This is a genomic window from Streptomyces sp. NBC_00322, from assembly GCF_036147535.1.
Taxonomy (GTDB): Bacteria; Actinomycetota; Actinomycetes; order Streptomycetales; family Streptomycetaceae; genus Streptomyces.
This window is the reverse complement of sequence record NZ_CP108019.1, coordinates 1,221,024-1,238,251: the sequence shown is the minus strand read 5'-3', so window position 1 is coordinate 1,238,251 and position 17,228 is coordinate 1,221,024. Positions and strand designations below refer to the sequence as shown.

Sequence of the window (17,228 nt, the reverse complement as noted above, 5' to 3'; positions counted from 1 at the left end):
AAGGAAGAAGGTGGGGACAATGGAGCTGCCCCTCGTTGTTGGCGTGGACGGATCCGAGCCCAGCCTGCGGGCCGTTGACTGGGCGGCCGACGAAGCAGCCCTGCAGGGTGTACCGCTGCGCCTGGTGAACGCGTCGATGTGGGAGCGGTACGAAGGGGCCGCGCTCGCCCAGGAGTTGGGACGTCCCTCGGAGCGGGTCATGGCCGAGAACATCGTCGGTACCGCCGCGGAACGCGCCCGCCGTCGCGACCCCGACCTCAAGATTCAGACGGACATCCTGCCCGAGGACACGGTGAGCGCCCTGCTGAGCGAGGGCCGCAACGCCTCCGCCCTCGTCACCGGCTCGCGCGGCCGCAGCGGACTCGCCGAGATGCTGCTCGGCTCGGTCAGCCTGGCAGTCGCCGCCCGCGCCGACTGCCCGGTGTTCGTCATTCGCGGCAACCACGACCCGCAGAACGGCACGCACCGGCGGATCGTCCTCGGCGTCGACGAACCCCCGGAGGGCTCGGCCGCTGTGGGTTTCGCGTTCCGCGAGGCGGAGAGGCGCCGGGCTGCCCTGCACGCCATCCGGGCGTGGCGCTGCCCCGCGCACGAGTCGGCCGACCATCCTCTGGTCGCCAAAGACGCCGCCCGTTACCACGAGCACCAGGCCGCGGAGATCCTCGAAGCGGCGCTACGCGAAGCCGTGGCGGACCACCCCACCGTGGAGCTGCACCGGGCAACGGCCGAGGGTCCCGCCCGCACGGTGCTCATGAACGCCTCGGCCGCGGCAGATCTGCTGGTTGTCGGCGCCCAGCGGCGGCACGGGCACTTTGGCCTCCAACTCGGCCGGGTCGCCCACGCGGTGCTGCACCACTCCGTGTGCCCCGTGGCCGTCGTACCGCAAAGGGCGTGACGACATGAGCGCCCTGGGCATCATTCCGACCAGCACCGGCGCCGCCCGCGTCGTCATCGGGGATCCCGCCTCGTGCGTCTTCGACCCCGCCCTGACCCAGCCGACCGGCGGGAAGGTGAAGGTCTTCGCCTGGTACGACAATGAATGGGGCTGCAGCAACCGGCTCCTCGAACTCCCCGCCCTGGTGGCCGACGACTCATGAATCCGACACAGCCCGAGACCGCCATGCCCCGCGCGCTGCGGGGTATGGCGGCCGTGGTCCTCGACACCGACGGAGTGATCACTGACTCCGCGCGGTTGCACGCCGCCGCCTGGAAGACCGCCTTCGACGCTTACCTGCGCCATCACCCGCCCGCCGATCCCGCCCAGCGGCGCCCCTTCGACGTGCGGGAGGACTATCTGCGGTACGTCGACGGCAAGTCACGGATGGACGGTGCCGCGGCCTTCCTGGAGTCCCGCGGGCTGCGGCTGCCCGCCGCGGAGGTGCAGGCCGTCGCCGGGAGCAAGGAGCGGTTGTTCACCGCGCGGTTGCGGGAACACGGCGTCGACGCCTATCCGGGCACGGTCCGGCTGCTGCGTGCCCTGCGCTCCGCCGGTGTACCACTGGCCGCCGCCTCCGCCTCCCGGCACGCCCGCGAACTGCTCGAACACGCGGGAGTGCTGGACCTCTTCGATGCCCTGGTGGACGGCGGTGAGGCGGCGCGCCTGCACTTGCCCGGGAAACCCGACCCCGCGCTGTTCCTGGAGGCGGCCGGCCGCCTTGGTGTCCCCGCCTCCCGTACCGCTGTCGTCGAGGACGCTCTGGCCGGAGTCGAGGCCGGGCGCCGCGGCGGCTTCGGCCTGGTCGTCGGCGTGGACCGGGCGCGTACGCCACAGACGCGTGCTGAACTGCTCGAGCACGGCGCGGATGTGGTGGTCCGCGACCTCGCGGAACTCCTCACCGACAGCGACTGCCCAAAGGGTTGACGATGCGTGACTGGACCTGGGAGTACGAAGGCTACGACCCGGCACACGAGCGCCTGCGCGAGTCGCTGTGCACCCTCGGCAACGGCTACTTCGCGACCCGTGGCGCGGCCCCCGAGTGCACGGCGGACTCCGTCCACTACCCGGGCACGTATGCGGCGGGTTGCTACAACCGGCTGATCTCGGAAGTGGCGGGACGGCACGTCGAGAACGAGGACATGGCCAATCTGCCCAACTGGCTGCTGCTGCGATTCCGTACGGGCTCCGGGAGTTGGCTCTCCCCGGACACCCACAGGCTCCTCGACCATCACCAGGCGCTGGACATGCGTGCGGGCACGCTGGTGCGCACGCTGCGGTACGAGGACGAGGGCGGCCGGCGCCTCCGGGTGCGACAGCTGCGCCTGGTCCACATGGGTCAGCCCCATCTGGCGTTGCTGCGCACCGAGTTCACCGCGGAGGGATGGTCCGGGGAGCTTGAGGTCGAGTCGGCCCTCGACGGCGCTGTTGCCAACACCGGCGTCGAGCGTTACGGACAGCTTGCGGGCCGTCATCTCACCCACGTTCACACGGGGACCTCCGCGTCGGACACCACGTGGCTCCGCTGCCGCACCAGCACCTCTGACATCCGGGTCGGCATGGCCGCACGCACCGTGGCCGACGTCCCGGCCGAGCCCACCAACCGCCACGAAGACTTGCGGGTTGCCCACGTCCTGCGCCTTCCCCTGGCCGCGGGCCGGACCGTCACCGTCGACAAGACGGTCGCCCTGCACACCTCCCAGGACCGGGCGATCAGCGACCCGCTGCACGCCGCCGTCGACCGGGTGAGCCGCGCCCCGGACTTCGACACCCTGCTGGCCTCGCACCGCACGGCCTGGCGCCAGCTGTGGCGCACCGCCGAACTCGACGTGCCGAACAGTGCGGGCCCCATCCTGCGGCTCCACCTCTTCCACGTCCTGCAGACGCTCTCCCCGCACACCGCGGACCTCGACGTCGGAGTCCCGGCCCGGGGACTGCACGGCGAGGCGTACCGCGGCCATGTCTTCTGGGACGAACTGTTTGTCCTGCCCTATCTGAACCTCCACTTCCCCGAGGTCTCCCGGGCCCTGCTCAGCTATCGCCACCGGCGCCTGGAACGAGCGTGCTTCGCAGCCCGCGACGCGGGACGAGCCGGGGCCATGTACCCCTGGCAGAGCGGCAGCAACGGCCGCGAGGAGACCCAGCAGCTGCATCTCAATCCGCGCTCGGGGCGCTGGTTGCCCGACCACTCCAGGCTCCAGCACCACGTCGGATCGGCGATCGCGTACAACGTGTGGCAGTACTGCGAGGCGAGCGGCGACACGGAGTTCCTGCACACCAAGGGCGCCGAGATACTGCTGCAGATCGCCCGGTTCTGGGCGTCGTCCGCCGCCTACGACGAGGTGCTCGGCCGCTACCGGATCCGCGGAGTCGTAGGCCCCGACGAGTACCACGACGCCTATCCCGAGGCGAAGGAACCAGGCCTTGTCGACAACACGTACACCAATGTCACCGCGGCCTGGGTGCTTGCCCGCGCCCTCGACGTGCTGCGCTCTCTCCCGGAACCGCGCCGCCGGGACTTGGCCGAGCGCATCGGGCTCGACGACGGCGAACCCGCAAGGTGGGAGGAGGTCTCCCGCAAGCTGCACGTCCCCTTCCATGCCGGGGTGATCAGTCAGTTCGACGGCTATGGCGAGCTCGCTGAACTCGACTGGGACCGCTACCGGGACCGCTACGGCGACATCCGGCGCCTCGACCGGATCCTGGAGGCCGAGGGCGACACGGTCAACCGCTACCAGGCATCGAAACAGGCCGACGTGCTGATGCTCGGCTATCTCTTCTCACCGGGCGAGCTCCAGGGGCTCTTCCGTCGGCTCGGCCACGAGGTGGACGACACCATCTGGCAGCGCAGCGTCGACTACTACCTGCGTCGCACGAGCCACGGGTCGACGCTCAGCAGCCTCGTGCACGGCTGGGTGCTGGCGAGAGTGCGGCGCGCGGAAGCATGGACGTTCTGCCAGGAGGCACTGGCAGGAGACATCGCCGATCTGCAGGGTGGCACCACCGGCGAGGGCATCCATCTCGGCGCCATGGCCGGCACCCTCGATCTCGTGCAACGAGGACTGACCGGCCTCGAGACCCGGGGCGGCGCGCTGTGGCTCAACCCGGTGCCGCTGCCGGAGCTGTCGGAGTACGGCTTCGCGATCCGCTACCAGGGCCACTGGGGCGTCCGGCTCCGGCTGCGCCCGGGGGAGCTGCAGATCACCGTGCCCGAGTCCGACCGCTCACCGATCGACATCGCCCTGCCTGACCGCACGGTCTCGGTGGCGCCCGGGGAGTCCTGCACACTCAGCCTGCCCGGGGAGCGGTAGGGATGTTCGGCGCCGGCGGCCACGTCCCGCCGAGTGAGGCCGCGGCCACGTGCCGCCGGCTCACCGACGGCACCTGAACCGACGTCGGCGAGTCCGCTGCCCCGATCGATGACTTCAATGGCGCTGGGTGTATCCGACGACACTGTCGGGGTTGGCCGCCCCAAACTCGTCGTCGCCGGGTGAGTCGAGAACCCCGTGCACGGTGACGACGCCGTCGACGGCCTGGCACAGCCGCATCACGATCGGGATGAGGCTGTGCTGGCTGACCCTGCCGGTCAGCGTCACCACACCGTCGACCACACTGACTTGGACTTCTTCGGAAGAGAGGGACAGCGTGTCCCTCAGGACCTCTCGGGTGATCTCCTCGCGGATCGCGCTGTCCTGCCTCAGAAAGACCCGAAGGAGATCGCTTCGGCTGATGATCCCGACGAGGTGTCCGGCCTCGTTGACCACGGGCAGCCGCTTGACCTGGCGGCGGGTCATTTCCCGGGCCGCCTCGACGATGCTCCACTGGGCGCGGGCGGTCACGGCGGGCGAGGTCATCAGCCCTTCGGCGGTCTCTGCCGCGGCGCGGTCGCGGTCGCGGGGGCGCAACCCCAGCGACGCCGCACGGCCCCCCGGATCTGGCTGGGCTGCCTCGTGCCGGAGCAGGTCCGCCTCCGAGACCACGCCGACGGGGTTGTCCTGCTCGTTGACCACGGGCACTGCGGTGACGCCGTACTCGGCGAGCAGCCGTGCGACGTCCTTGAAGGGCGTGTCGGGGCGGGTCCGGATCACTTCGCGGGTCATCAGGTCTTCGACGGTGCGGTGCTTCATGGCTTCCTCATCCCTCTGCTGCGCCCCTCCGCGAGAGGCGCTGTTCAATAAGGGAGCGGGCGTCCGGAGGGCGTGTGCCGGTCCAGGGGCGGGCGTCGCTCGCTGGGTGTCGGCCGGACGATGGCCCTGATGCGGATCACCTTGGCCACCTCTCGACGGACCGGAAGGATCCGACGGTCCGGGTTTTCACCCTCGTTCTGCGCCGGGCTGAACGGAAGGGGACAAAGGTCCTCGGCCAAGGGGCCGGTCGGCCGTGCCGGAGACCTCTGCGGGCTGTGCGGGGCCCGCGGCTCTTCAGGCCGGGCCGCTGTCGCGGGTACACGGACACCCGCGTGTACGGCTCTCCTCCCGGAGGGGGACGTTCGGCCAGCACGTTGGGCCTGTGCGGCCCTCCTGGCCTCGCGGGCACCGTGGCAGCGTGAGCAGATGTCACCCCCGGCGATCGCGACAGCGGGAGGAGGACACGGTGGTTGGGTCTTCACGGCCCGATCGTCAATGGCCCGCCCACCGTTCGCGGGAACAGGCTCGGAGTGTCACCGTCGTCCCCGCTCACCAGGGGGTGTGGAGTCAAGATGAGGAGCAACGGGCGTACGAGTACGAGGTTCTGGCGATGGCGGCGCAGCCCGCTCAGGCGCCGCAGCGACGTGGTCGAGGCGTGGATCGTGCTGGCCGTATGGGTGCTGGCGGTGGTCGGCGGAGCAGCCGTCACCCTCGCAGCGGGCTTGGCCGTCGTGCACATCCAGGAGCGGCATCGGGCGGAACGCCACGCCGTCCAGGCCGTGCTCACCGAGGCCGTGCCAGAGGCGATTCCCACGGCAGACGGTGTGAAGGCGCAAGTCCGGGCACCGGTGCGCTGGAGGGACCGATACGGCGTGCTCCGTACAGCGACGGTGAGTGTCGAGGCGAGCGGCCGTGCCGGGTCGAAGGTCGTGTTCTGGACGGACCGCTGGGGGACTGCGACCACGCCCCCGGTCGCCGGTGCGGAGGTGGCGGCCCAGGCGGTTGCCGCCGGAGCACTGGCCCTCGGCGCCTGGGGTGGCCTGGTGGTGGCCGCCGGCTGTGCCGCACGCGGGCGTCTTGACCGCATCCGCATGGACCAGTGGGCGAAGGAGTGGGGGGAGGTCGGTCCGGGGTGGCGGCGCAGGATCACCTGATCCGGACCGGCCGGTCCCCGACGGGGGCCGGCCGGCCCTGGCATGCGGACCGGGAGCGGCCCAGGACGACGGCCCGTGCCGCACACCTCGCACCCGCACGCCTTGGGTACCGAAGCGCGCGGGCGCTTCTATCCGTGAACATTGCTGCTCACACCGCCCGGCACGGGCCGTTCGCCCCGCTTGCCAGGGACTCTCGGCCCCTTCCCAAGCACCGGCCGACACCGGAGCGTTGGGAGCGTACAACCGCAGTTCCGGACAAAGGGAGGTATCGGCGAGGCCTTGCGTGCCCTACCTCGATCCGGGCGGACCGCCCTAAGGATGGACGCCATGCACCACCACGACGGCTTCCGAGAGCTCGACCGGCAGGTGTGCCTGCGTCTGCTGGGGCAGGTGTCGATCGGCCGCATCGTCTACACCGACCGGGCCCTGCCCGCCGTCCTGCCGGTGAACTTCTCCCTGGACCACGACTTCTCGGTGGTGCTGTGCACGTCGGCGGCCTCCCGTGTGGCCCGCGCGGTGGGCCAGGCGGTGGTGGCGTTCGAGGTGGACCGGTTCGACGAGGCGGCCGGCACCGGGTGGAGTGTCGTCGTCATGGGCCCGGCGATCCTGGTCACTGACCCGGGGGAGCGGGAACGGATGCTGCGGACCGGACCGCGCTCGTGGGTGCCGGTACCGGACGCCGTATTCATCCGGATCCGTCCCGAGCTGGTGACCGGACGCGTTGTGGACCGCAGTGAATTCCGTTCGGACGGGCGCGTGTCGCACGAACGGCAGTCCGCCCCGTGATCCCGGTGGAACCTGGGAATGGGATTCAGGTGATCTGTACTGGGACGCGCCAGACCAGCGAGGTTCCGCCACCGGACGGGCAGGTCAACTCCAGCTCGCCGCCCAGCTGCTGGGCCCGCTCCGAGATGTTGGCCAGGCCGCTGCGGCGCCCGTCGGGAGGGAGCCCCACTCCATTGTCGGAGACCGTCAGTACCACTTCCCGTCCGTCCGTCTGAAGGGCCACGTCGGTCCGGGTGGCGTGCGCATGGCGGCAGACATTGGTCAGCGCCTCCGAGAGAACCGCCACCAGGTGATCGGCAGTCTCCCGCGGCACGTCGGTGTCCAGCAGCCCCTCCATCCGGAGGCTCGGCGCGAAGCCCAGCACCGGAGCCGCTTCTCCGACCGCCCGCACAGCGCGTGCCCGCAGGCCCTGGCCAGCCCCCGCCTCGCGTGAGCGCAGCCCGAAGATGGTCGAGCGGATGATCTTGATGGTCTCGTCCAGGTCGTCGACCGCGCGCAGTACACGCTCCGAAGCTGGGGAGTGCTCGATCAGACGCCCTGCGCTCTGGAGTGTCATGCCGGTGGCGAAGAGCCGTTGGATCGCGAGGTCGTGCAGGTCACGGGCGATCCGGTCGCGGTCCTCCAGCAAGGCGATCTGCTCCGCGTCGCTGCGTCGCTCCGCCAGCTCCATCGCCACCGCCGCCTGACCGGCGAAAATCCGCAGGGGGTCGATCTCCTCGCCCGCGAAGACCGTCGCCCCCGCCTCGCGGGCCAGCAGCAGCACTCCTCGTACCCCGTCCGCGGTGCCAATGGGCACGGCCACCGCGGGCCCCAGCCCGGCGAACCGCGGCGGCCCGGCCGAAACGCGCTCGTCGTGGGCGACATCCGCGCTCGTTACCGGCACGCCCGCGGAGAACGCGGCGCCGCTCAGGCTTCCCTCCACCGGCAGCACCAGCCCACGGTGGGCGTCCGCGTTCGACCCGATCGCCAGCTCGATCGCCAGCGTGCCGGTGTCAGGCATCGGCAGCGCCACCACCGCCAGTTCGGCGCCCGCGATCTCCCTGGCCCTTTCGGCGATGAGAGTGAGAACCTCGCTGCGGGGACTGCCCGACATAAGGCTGTGCGTGATGTCCGCGTTCGCGTGCAGCCAGCGCTCGCGCTGCTTGGCCTCCTCGTACAGCCGGGCATTGTCGATCGCCACCCCGGCCGCGACAGCCAAGGTGGACAGGACGGACTCGTCCTCTTCGTCGAACTGGCCCCCGCCCCGCTTCTCGGTCAGATAGAGATTGCCGAAGACGTGGTCGCGCACCCGGATCGGGACGCCGAGAAAGGTGTTCATCGGCGGGTGATGTGGCGGGAAACCGTACGACGAAGGGTGCTCGGAGATCTTCGGCAGCCGTAGTGGCAGGGGGTTAGTGATCAGCTCGCCGAGGATGCCGTGCCCGGACGGGTACGGGCCGATCGCGGCGATCTCCTCGTCGCTGACCCCGACCGTAAGGAACTGCGAGTGAGACGTCCCGCTCGGCGCGATCACACCCAGCGCAGCGTATTCCGCGTCGACCAGCACGGCCGCCGCCTCGGTGATGCTGTGCAGCACCTGCTCCAGGTCCAGCTCCCGCCCGACCGACAGCACGGCCTCCAGCAGGCTGTGCACCCGGTCCCGGGTGCCACGCGCCGCGTCCAGGCGGGCCTGCAGCTCCTCCAGCAGCTCGTCCAGCCTCAGCTGCGGCAGCCGTACGCGGCCGTCCTCCGAGCTTCCCACCGCTGCTCCCTCCGGGTGTGCCTCGACGGGCCGACGGCTGACTCTGGCGGTCATGGCTACCGTACCGGGCCTGATGGCGCGGCGGCACGGGAGCTGTGGCTTGGTGGCTGTGACCGGTCGGGTGTCTCGTCGGGCAGCGACCGCGGGCGCGCTGAAAGTGTGCCGGAGGGCAGGGTGGTCAGGGTGCGGCCGACGAGCGATCCGCCGCCGAGCCGGTCCGCGCGTCCGAACCGGTCAGAATCAGCGGACCGTGACCCCCGCGGCCGGCTCGTAACCCACTCCGGACACGATGTGCATGACGCCCCGTCCCAGACTTGGACGACGGTCATCTCCGCCTGCGTCAGTGTCCCGGTCGTGTCCGTGACACCACCGTGTTGAGCCCAGCGCCTCGACGGCGAGCAGCTGCTTCACCATCGCATGACGGCGTGCCATGTGCCGGACGGGGGCTGCCAAATTGCCGCCGCACGGCGGGGTGCCATCTCTTCCCGCACTTCGGGGTGGAGCGCTTCACGCCCCTCGGCGTCGTGCACCAGGTTCAGCACGGACTTCACGTGCCACGCGTCGGGAACGTACAGCCGGGCGTCTTCGAGCAGGGCGGCGCCGCGCAGCCCGTCCAGGATGTCGTCCGGGATTTCCTCGTCGGTGAAGGCCTGGCGGCTGGTGTGCCGTTGGCGGACAGCGGGGTGGAGCACGGCGAGATCGTGCCCACGGTCCAGGGGCCGCCCCGCGGCGGCTATGACACAGCGGGCCGCCTTGGAGGCGACCGCCGTCTGATGGCACAGCTGAGTGAGCAGGTAGGTCTCGACGAGCCGGGCCTGCGGCAAAGGCGCGGTCACTTCCACAGCGGCTCTCCGGCGAACACGAGCCGCCCCTCGGGGACCGCACGGACCTCGCCGTCGAATCCCAGGCCGAGCAGCGGCTCAAGGTCCGGGGCCGGCCGGTGGAGGGCCTCGGCGAATTCCTCCAGCATGGCGGGCCTCCCGGACGCCGGTCACAGGGTCATGCCGCTGCCGTGAGGCGCGTACAGATCGAGCAGCCGGATACGGGCGGCATGCAGCCGGTGAGCGAGCACCCTGCCGACCCAGTTTCCGATCGCGGAGCCCAAGGCAGGGTCGGCATCCATCATCATTCGCACCGTTGACGCGTCGAACTCCTGGGCGCGTACGGGTGTCATGGCCTCGGCGCCGAACTGCCACACATACGGTGGGAACAGCCAGGACCAGCCCACGAGTTCACCGAAGCCCAGGTTCTCGATCACCGCCGGGCGCCGTCCCGGAACTTGGATGTCGAGAGTGACAGTGCCGGACTGGATGATCCAGAACCGGTCGGCGCGGCGGCCTTCTTCGAAGATGCGGGTCCCTTCAGGGAATTTGACGTCCCGGGTGATGCCCAGCAGCCGGGCACGGTGCTCGGGGGAGAGAACGGCGGTCATACGGGTGGGGGAGGGGGTGGTCATTGCTGGGCCTCCGTTTCGAGCGCGCGACTTCTTCGGTGATGACCGGTGAGCCTTCCGGGCCTCACTCGCCGGTTGTCCTGTGGGGCCGCTGTCTGTGCTCAGCGTCAGTCACGCGATCGGCGCCGGGGAAGGGCCGGGCGGCCCTTTCTGCGGCCCGACAGGCCCTGTTCCGCCCCGCGTTGGTATCGCGTGCCGTGCATCCCGGTGCCGCCCATGCGGAGCGCGCCTCCGAGTACGACGGCCTGGTACGAGCGCATGTCACGCACCTCGGCCGCCCGCCTGGCATCGGCCTCTCCTCCGTCGCGCAGGATGGAGGCGATGAACTGGGCGATCTCTGCCGTCGAGCCCTTCTTGCTGCCGTAGGCGACGAGCACGGTGCGAGTCATCGTGATCACTTCTCCTTACAGTGTGCGCCTCCGGCCGCCGTCGCCGTAGAACTCTTCCTCGGACATCCCACTTCGCGAGTCGGTGACGCTGAAGGTCAGCTCGTCGACGACCGCGATCACACCGTCGATCTGGCGGGCCATCCGCAGCGCGACGGGTACGTCGCTGCGCCGTGGCAGCTGCCCGGTCAGGGTCACGACGCCGTCACGCACGTCGACGCGGACTGCCTCGGGCGGGAGCCAGAGCGCCCGCACCAGAACCTCGTCGATCACCTCACGGCGGATCTCGGCGTCGGGCCGCAGGAAGACCTGGAGCAGGTCGCGTCGCGTGACGATGCCCACGAGTCGGTCGTCGTCGTCCACGACGGGTAGTCGTTCGATGCGGTGCTCGGCCATGATGCGGGCAGCCGCGGCGATCGACTGGTCGGCAGGGACGGTGACGGCCGGGTGGGTCATCAGCTGCCCGGCGTTGCGAGCCTGTGCCTTGGACTCACGGACCCGTGCCCTGGAGGTGAGCATGGACCAGTTGAAACCGCGATGAATGTCTTCCTCTCCGGACCGGTGGACCATGAGATCGGTCGTGGAGATCACCCCGATGACCTTCTCGTCGTCGTCGACAACGGGAAGGCCGCTGATCTGGTGCCGCGACAGCAGCCGGGCGATCTCCTCGAAGGGGGTGTCGTAGGCGGCCCTGACGACGTCACTCGTCATCGTGGATTCGACGTTGTCGTGCTTCATCGTCCAGTCCTCCTTCAGCGGAGAGGGCGGCGGCGAATTACCTGCGCGGGACGAGGGGTCCGGAGTCCGGCGACCGCACGAACGATCACAAGGCTGCAAGGGGTAGGAAGCGAGGCCGGAGCCTGCACCTCGTCCCCGCCGCGGCGCTCCTGCGAGGCGTTGCTGTACCCCCAACGTGCCACGCGCGGTGTCCTGGCGCATGGGTCGAGAAGCCCGAGTCCGGGGGCCGTACGGGCCGGTCTCGGCCCGATCGGCCCCAAATGGGGACCGGACGGCTCATCCGATGACGCCGGGCCCCCTGACAGGCTTGATCTGTGACCGTGACTGGTTGTCACGACGCCGAAGGGAGGGCGGATGCACCACCGAACAGTCGGAGAGCTCATGACCCGGAATGTTGTCCGGGTGCGGCGCGACGCGCCGTTCAAGGAGATCGTCAGGCTGCTTGCCGAGAACGATGTCACCGCCGTACCCGTCGTGGACGAACTGGACCGCCCGATGGGTGTGGTGTCCGAGGCCGATCTGCTGCGCAAGTCGTCCGGCCAGTCCGACCCGTCGGGTCGGGTGCCGATGCCGCATCTGGAGGCGTGGGAGCGGGCCAAGGCCGAGGGAGCCTGCGCCGAGGAGCTGATGTCGGCTCCGGCCGTTTGCGCGCGTCCGGAGTGGACCGTTGTCGAGGCGGCCCGCCTCATGGCAGTTCAGAACGTCAAGCGGCTGCCCGTGGTGGACGCGGCGGACAGGCTGCAAGGCATCCTCAGCCGCAGCGACTTGCTGCGCGTCTTCTTGCGTCGCGACGACGCCATCCGCGATGAGATCAATCGGGATGTGCTGCAGTCGACGATGCGCCTCGGCCCTTCGGAGGTGACCGCAGAAGTGCGCGAAGGGCAGGTCACGCTCGGTGGCTCCGTCGATGTCAGGAGTCTCATCCCGATCATTGTGCGGCTGTGCCGGAGTGTGGACGGCGTGGTTTCGGTCTCGGAAAACATCGCGTACAGGACCGACGACACCGCGAGTTCCACCAGCGGCACATAGGCCCTCCGAACGTGGCTCCGCACGCCGTGGTCGACCAGATGTTGTTCGCGACCACCGCAGGGAGGATGACGATGTCCATGCTGCGAACCGACGCATCCGTGCTCCGTGCAGGCACCGGCATCGATGCGCCGCCGCTCCCGCGAGCAGAGGTGCGCGAAACCCGCATCGATGAGGATGACCAGCGCGAACTCACCACCCTCGCCGATGCCTCGGAGTTCCTGGTCGCTCGAACGGTCCACGCGTCAGCGTTGAGGTCAGCCGCACGCTCTTGAAGATCAGTGCCACGCCGCGCCCTGGCACAACAGAGAGGCGAAGCCATGAACGTTCTGGTGGGATACGCCACCGCCCACGGCTCCACACGGGAGATCGCGGAGCGCATCGGGGCACGCCTCGGCGAGGCGGGCCTGAAGGCCGATGTGCGGCCCATGAGCGAGGTCGAGGTCGAGGACGTCTACGAGGCGTTCGTGCTCGGCAGCGCGGTCCATGGGCAGGCCTGGCTGGAGGCGGCGAAAGACTTTGTGCACCGCAACAGCGATCTGTTCCAGGTCCGCCCCGTGTGGATTTTCAGCGTGGGGATGCCCGGCGCGATGCGCGGGCCGTGGAGGCGCTTGGCCGGCAAGGAGGAAAGGGTCATCATCGACGACATCCCCGATCACATCCCCTACCGGACCCATCGGCTTCTGTCGGGTGTCATCAAGCCCGGCCAGCTGCCCATCACCGGGCGAGTGATCTTCCGGCTGATGGGCCTCAGGTACGGCGACCACCGTGACTGGTCGGCCATTGACACCTGGGCGGATGGGATTGCCAGGGAGCTTTGCACCCCGTGACGGGGAGGGGCCCTTCCGGTCGGTCGGGTGCTGCGAGCATCACTGGCGTCTTCTCCGCGGGGCTGCTCGGCTGCGCCTTCGCCCTCTGCCTGACCGGGTTTGCGCTCGCCGGCTCGGCAGTGGGTCGAAGGAGAGGTCAGGTGGTCGGGGCGACAATAGCCGTCGGATCCGTGGGATTCGCCGTCAACTTCGTTGCGCTGGCCTGGTCCAGGGCGGCGCCATTGCGCTTCGTCAGCCCGTTCCACTACTACACACCGGGTGATGCGCTGGCCGGCGGCACGGTCCCCTGGGTCTCGTTCGGCGTACTGGCAGGTGTCGGTCTGGCCGGGCTGACCGCGGCGTTCGTGCTGCTCGCGCGTCGGGACCTCGCACCGTAGCGCGAGGCTTGAGAGCGCCCGGCCCCGGCGAGTGCCCCCACGCATCGTCAGTGATGGGCGACGACCGCGACGGGTGCGTCGGCGTGGTGCATCACTGCATGGGCTACGTGGCCGATGTGCGCACCGACGGGACTGCGCCGGATACGGCGGCCGACGACCACCAAGTCCGCGGAGGCGGCCGCATCCAGCACGTGCTGCGCGACAGGTCCGACGACGGCCTTCTCGACGACGTTCACCGACGGGAACTTCTCTCGCCATGGGAGCAGCAGGTCGCTGAGTGTCTTGGCCACCCCCCGTTCCACGTCCGATGGGATCCCCGGATCGAGGGCCGGCGTGTAGGTGAAGCCGAGAGGCAGGCTCCAGGCGTGGACGACCCGCAGCGTGCACCCGCGCTGTGCGGCCTCGTCGAAGGCGAAGGCCAGGAGTCCGTCGCAGGATTGATCGATGTCCACGCCGACCAGCACTTCCCGGTACGGGCCCGTGCCCTCGACCGGTTCGTCGCCTGTACCCGGACCGGTCTCCCCCTTGCCCTTCGAAGTGGCGGCCCTGACGAGTACCACGGGCCGTTCCGTGGCACTGATCGTTGCCATGGCGACGGAACCGATGAGAGAGCCCGGCACCCCCGTCAGCCGGAGCGAACCGATCACCAGCATCTCCGCCTTCGAAGCCTCGGCGGGCAGGGAGGCCGCGGGCCGCCCGGACAGCCGGCTCGTGGTGATCTCCAGGCCCGGATGGCGCTTTCGCAGTTCGTCGGAGGTGCGGCTCAGGAGGGTGTCGGCCCATCGGCGTTGCTCATCCGGGCTGACCAGGCGGACCAACGCCGTCGTGGGCCAATCGTCCGCATGGACGAGGTGCAGGCGGTCTTGGCGCAACTCGGCCTCACGTGCCGCCCAATGGGCCGCGGCGATACTTTGCGGCGAGCCGTCCAGGCCCGCGGTGACGGTTCCAGTCATGGTCGGGACCTCCTTCGGCCGGCCCGCGCGGACCCGCACAGGTCCGCTCGGCGCTCGGTGCACCGGCCTATCCACTCTCAGGCACACCGCAGCGGTCCGCGATTCCTTGTCATGAGCGTCCGTCACGAGCCGTACGACGGATAGGGCCGACCGGGAACGACCAGAGGGCCGTTCGGACCTCGGCCCGCCCGATCGGCCCCTGCCAAGCGGGCTGCGGCCTGCGGGTCAAGGCTTGGTGGGTGGACCGGAGGCGTGCAGTGTGGCGCGGCGCCGGCGGTACTCCTCCTCGTCGATCTCGCCACGGGCGAACCGCTCGGCAAGCACCTGCTCCGGTGACGGCACGTTCGGGCTGTGGGTGTGCTCGGGAGTCTGACTCAGTGTGCGGAAGAGCAGAACGGCAACGGTGATGATCAGCACCCAGAAAAGGATCATGCTGGCCGACATTGCGAACCAGCCCCAGCCGCTGACGCCGTGGTCGAACCAGAACATCATCGTGATCACATCCCCGGTCGCCCGGACGGCGGATGCGGACCCGCCGTCCGGCTTGGCTCATGCGTCACTGCCATCGTCGCTGGATGTTGGTCGGTGGGCGCAGAGTCCACTGGTCCCGGGCTGTTGGGCCGGTCAGCCCCTACCGTGCGGGGACGGAGGCCGACGAGCGGCGGAAGCGTGGCGTGACCCGAGCGCAGGCTGCCAGCGCCTTCAAGCGACCGACCCTGACGCCGGGAACGAGTCGCAGCTGTTCATGCCTCGTTGCGCTGGCAGCCCAAGGTCGGGTTGCGCTTGACGAGTTCTGTGGGTAGCGACGCCCACCACGGGCATGACGTACGGGAACAGCCCGCCGGTGCTCCGGCGGACTGTTCCCATTCACGGCGGTCAGTGCCGGGTCTTGGTGTGCCAGACGGGGTCGCCCGTGCTGGTGTAGATCACCACGTTGCCGTCGGCCTGGACCGCGAGCTTCGCGCCCGGGTTGCCGGCGGTCGCCGAGGCCCACACAGGCTGGTTGTCCGGCGTGTAGATCACCAGGTTGCCGTCCTCCTGGAAGACGGCGCGAGCGCCCGGCGTGGCCGGGTTGTTGGAGGCCCAGCGGGGGTCCTCCCTCTCGTCGAAGACCACGAGCTTGCCGTCGTCCTGGAGTGTCAGCTTCGCCTTGCCCGCGTCGACCTCGTCACCGATGTCCAAGATGGAGACGGCGGAGATCTCGTGGTTGCCTTCCTCCGTGACCCGGACCTTGATCTTCGGGGCTTCGTCCGACAGTTTGCCGTCGGCCAGGCGGTCGAGGGTCGACAGTGACGGCGTGAACGCGTACACCGCTCCTTCGGTCCGTACGAACTGCTCGAACCGCACCTGCTTGTCGGCGAAGGTGACATCGGTCGTCGGGCCGATCATCGGGTCCGCGCCGACCTTTGGATCACGCTTCGGGAAGCCGGTGTCGACGACCCAGTCCTTCTGGATGAACTCGAACTGCCTTACCAGGTCGGCCTGGTAGCTGACGAAGACCAGACCGCGAGCGGCGTCAGGACCGTGGCCGCCCGCTCCCGCCGGGTCGAAGGGCAGGCCGTAGGGGATGCCGCGGCGCATGATGCGCCGGCCGTCGAGGTTGCCCTTCTCCGGTACGGGTGTCTGGCCCTGCTGGAACAGGAGCCCGTCACGGGGGTTGGTCTTGCGGAGGTGGGAGAACAGCGGCGTGATCTCCCCCTCCAGGTCGTTCGCAAAGCTGATGTCGTTGTCGTTCGCCGCTTCCGGGTCGGAGGGCATGTCGGCATGCGGACACTTCGCCACGGGCGTGCCCGAACGCCAGCGCCCGACCATCCGGGCCGCCAGCCACTCCGTGGTGGCCTCCGGGGGCACGGCCTTCGCGTTCTTCAGCTCCTTCAGCCGTGTCCCGATCTGTGCCCACCAGCCTGGAACGTCCTGGCCGAGCCTGCGAACCACGTGGAACGAGCCGTTCCGTGCCCACTCCGGCAGACCGGAGGGCTTGCCGCTGACGGACTCCTCACCGACGACGAACTCACCGGCCGGGATGATCCGGGTGCCCGGGTGTCCCTTCTTCCACTCCGGGCGCATGGGGTCGGGCTCGTCGAATCCCTCGACGGCCGGCTCGCTGACGCCGTCCTTGAAGCCGAAGTGCTCCTTGCCCCTCCGGTCCCCGAGCAGGGTCCCACCGTCCTGCTCGAAGATGATCACCACCTTGTGGACGGAGGCTTCCTGCCGCTCCTGGGCGAGGGCCGCCCGGAGGTCCGCGACCCTGTCGGCCGCGATGGTGAGCACCGCATGGACGGGCTGCGCGTTGCTGTCGCCGAAGAGCCAGTTCTCCGGGGAGTTCTCCCCGGTGTCCCCGAGCATTCCGGCGCGTACGGCGGAGCCCTGCTTGAACGCGTGCTGTGTCGTGCCTTCCGCCGTACCGGGGAAAGGGTCCTTGCCCGTCAGTGTCTGCATGCCGCCATGGGTGAAGCTGACGCTGCGCCATACGGCGGTGAGAGCCTTGGGGTCGTCACCGCCGGTGTTGCCGCGTGCCTTGCTGAAGGCCGCGTTGAACGCGGCGACCTGCCGGGTCGTGGCAATGCGCGGCTTCAGGCGACGCAGCCAGGTGCGTGCCCGTGTCGCATCGTCGAACTTCAGGAACAGCAGCTGTACGTGGTCCTTCTTGAAGCCGGCGATCACATCGCCCTGGATTTCCGTGCTTTCCCGCAGTGTCAGGTCTGTCATCGTGTCTCCAGTTC

17 protein-coding genes and 2 pseudogenes are annotated in these 17,228 nt (G+C 69.6%); 10 read left to right on the top strand and 9 right to left on the bottom strand.

Annotated features, from left to right (window positions below; genetic code table 11):
* Positions 1–19: 19 nt before the first annotated feature.
* From OG905_RS05535 to OG905_RS05520, 4 genes and pseudogenes are all read left to right on the top strand, one after another.
* Entirely contained in the window at positions 20–895 is an 876-nt protein-coding gene (locus OG905_RS05535) for a universal stress protein (RefSeq protein WP_328666472.1), read from the top strand.
* A gap of 43 nt (positions 896–938) precedes the next feature.
* Positions 939–1,097, top strand: a pseudogene (locus tag OG905_RS05530) (type I glyceraldehyde-3-phosphate dehydrogenase); the annotation flags it as partial.
* Complete coding sequence (locus OG905_RS05525; protein WP_328666471.1) at positions 1,094–1,861, top strand: HAD family hydrolase; 768 nt, start codon at positions 1,094–1,096, stop codon at positions 1,859–1,861. The pseudogene OG905_RS05530 and the gene OG905_RS05525, both read left to right, overlap by 4 nt.
* 2 nt (positions 1,862–1,863) lie before the next feature.
* Positions 1,864–4,245, top strand: a complete 2,382-nt coding sequence (locus OG905_RS05520) for a glycoside hydrolase family 65 protein (RefSeq protein ID WP_328666470.1) — start codon at positions 1,864–1,866, stop codon at positions 4,243–4,245.
* Positions 4,246–4,359: 114 nt separating this feature from the next.
* On the opposite strand, the gene OG905_RS05515 is transcribed toward OG905_RS05520, so the two are convergent.
* Positions 4,360–5,061 carry a CBS domain-containing protein gene (locus tag OG905_RS05515; protein ID WP_328666469.1) on the bottom strand — a complete coding sequence of 234 codons (702 nt, stop codon included), beginning with the start codon at positions 5,059–5,061 and terminating at the stop codon, positions 4,360–4,362.
* Between the two features lie 572 nt (positions 5,062–5,633).
* Between OG905_RS05515 and OG905_RS05510 the strand changes: the two genes are divergently transcribed.
* Entirely contained in the window at positions 5,634–6,215 is a 582-nt protein-coding gene (locus OG905_RS05510; protein ID WP_328666468.1) for an Rv1733c family protein, read from the top strand.
* 327 nt (positions 6,216–6,542) lie between these two features.
* Entirely contained in the window at positions 6,543–7,001 is a 459-nt protein-coding gene (locus tag OG905_RS05505; RefSeq protein ID WP_328666467.1) for a pyridoxamine 5'-phosphate oxidase family protein, read from the top strand.
* A gap of 25 nt (positions 7,002–7,026) precedes the next feature.
* Here OG905_RS05505 and OG905_RS05500 read toward each other — a convergent pair whose 3' ends face one another.
* The 5 genes and pseudogenes from OG905_RS05500 to OG905_RS05480 form a co-directional block, all read right to left on the bottom strand.
* A complete protein-coding gene (locus OG905_RS05500; protein WP_443043897.1) occupies positions 7,027–8,796 on the bottom strand; it encodes a GAF domain-containing protein in 1,770 nt (589 codons plus the stop codon).
* Positions 8,797–9,455: 659 nt separating this feature from the next.
* Positions 9,456–9,709, bottom strand: a pseudogene (locus tag OG905_RS05495) (nicotinate phosphoribosyltransferase); the annotation flags it as partial.
* Between the two features lie 24 nt (positions 9,710–9,733).
* Positions 9,734–10,198, bottom strand: coding sequence for a Crp/Fnr family transcriptional regulator (locus OG905_RS05490; protein WP_328666466.1), 465 nt, complete (start codon positions 10,196–10,198; stop codon positions 9,734–9,736).
* Between the two features lie 104 nt (positions 10,199–10,302).
* Complete coding sequence (locus OG905_RS05485) at positions 10,303–10,584, bottom strand: flavodoxin domain-containing protein (RefSeq protein WP_328666465.1); 282 nt, start codon at positions 10,582–10,584, stop codon at positions 10,303–10,305.
* Between the two features lie 15 nt (positions 10,585–10,599).
* Positions 10,600–11,319: a CBS domain-containing protein gene (locus OG905_RS05480; RefSeq protein ID WP_328666464.1), complete on the bottom strand. Its 720-nt coding sequence runs from the start codon at positions 11,317–11,319 to the stop codon at positions 10,600–10,602.
* 354 nt (positions 11,320–11,673) lie between these two features.
* Between OG905_RS05480 and OG905_RS05475 the strand changes: the two genes are divergently transcribed.
* The 4 genes from OG905_RS05475 (at position 11,674) to OG905_RS05460 (ending at position 13,552) form a co-directional block, all read left to right on the top strand.
* Entirely contained in the window at positions 11,674–12,348 is a 675-nt protein-coding gene (locus OG905_RS05475) for a CBS domain-containing protein (protein WP_328666463.1), read from the top strand.
* Between the two features lie 26 nt (positions 12,349–12,374).
* Complete coding sequence (locus tag OG905_RS05470) at positions 12,375–12,620, top strand: hypothetical protein (protein WP_328666462.1); 246 nt, start codon at positions 12,375–12,377, stop codon at positions 12,618–12,620.
* A gap of 45 nt (positions 12,621–12,665) precedes the next feature.
* On the top strand, positions 12,666–13,175 hold the full coding sequence (locus OG905_RS05465) for a flavodoxin domain-containing protein (RefSeq protein WP_328666461.1): 510 nt from the start codon (positions 12,666–12,668) through the stop codon (positions 13,173–13,175).
* Between the two features lie 140 nt (positions 13,176–13,315).
* A complete protein-coding gene (locus OG905_RS05460; RefSeq protein ID WP_328666460.1) occupies positions 13,316–13,552 on the top strand; it encodes a hypothetical protein in 237 nt (78 codons plus the stop codon).
* A gap of 47 nt (positions 13,553–13,599) precedes the next feature.
* Here OG905_RS05460 and OG905_RS05455 read toward each other — a convergent pair whose 3' ends face one another.
* The 3 genes from OG905_RS05455 to OG905_RS05445 all read right to left on the bottom strand — a co-directional run bounded on the left by OG905_RS05455 (position 13,600) and on the right by OG905_RS05445 (position 17,214).
* On the bottom strand, positions 13,600–14,505 hold the full coding sequence (locus OG905_RS05455; RefSeq protein ID WP_328666459.1) for a universal stress protein: 906 nt from the start codon (positions 14,503–14,505) through the stop codon (positions 13,600–13,602).
* Between the two features lie 225 nt (positions 14,506–14,730).
* Positions 14,731–14,997: an SHOCT domain-containing protein gene (locus OG905_RS05450; RefSeq protein WP_328666458.1), complete on the bottom strand. Its 267-nt coding sequence runs from the start codon at positions 14,995–14,997 to the stop codon at positions 14,731–14,733.
* A 384-nt stretch (positions 14,998–15,381) separates the two neighbouring features.
* Positions 15,382–17,214: a Dyp-type peroxidase gene (locus OG905_RS05445; RefSeq protein WP_328666457.1), complete on the bottom strand. Its 1,833-nt coding sequence runs from the start codon at positions 17,212–17,214 to the stop codon at positions 15,382–15,384.
* Positions 17,215–17,228: the final 14 nt, after the last annotated feature.